Source organism: Streptomyces fildesensis, from assembly GCF_016107395.1.
Lineage (GTDB): Bacteria > Actinomycetota > Actinomycetes > Streptomycetales > Streptomycetaceae > Actinacidiphila > Actinacidiphila fildesensis.
Genome location: NZ_JAAIKO010000353.1, coordinates 1 through 244, shown reverse-complemented (window position 1 = coordinate 244; position 244 = coordinate 1). Strand labels below are relative to the sequence as shown.

Genomic DNA, 244 nt, shown 5'->3' with positions numbered 1-244 from the left:
CCCCAGCGGCGGCGGACGCGCTGGTGCCCGTTCACGCCCACGGGCGACCGTCCGACGGGTCCGGCCTGGTACGCCACACCCAGCGTGGCGTACGCGGTGGAGCTCGGATACGACGTCGCGCCGATCGAGGCGTGGGTGCGGGACGACAACAGCCGTTACCTGGACGGCTGGTACAACCGGCTGCGTGACGCCTACCTGGCCACGATGGCCGACCTCGGCGTGGGCGCTGACCTGTCGCCGGAAG

1 protein-coding gene is annotated in these 244 nt (G+C 72.5%); it reads left to right on the top strand.

From position 1 onward, the window contains the following. Window positions 1–244: hypothetical protein (locus tag C6N31_RS43170; RefSeq protein WP_198359755.1), on the top strand; the 244-nt coding region annotated here is incomplete at both ends.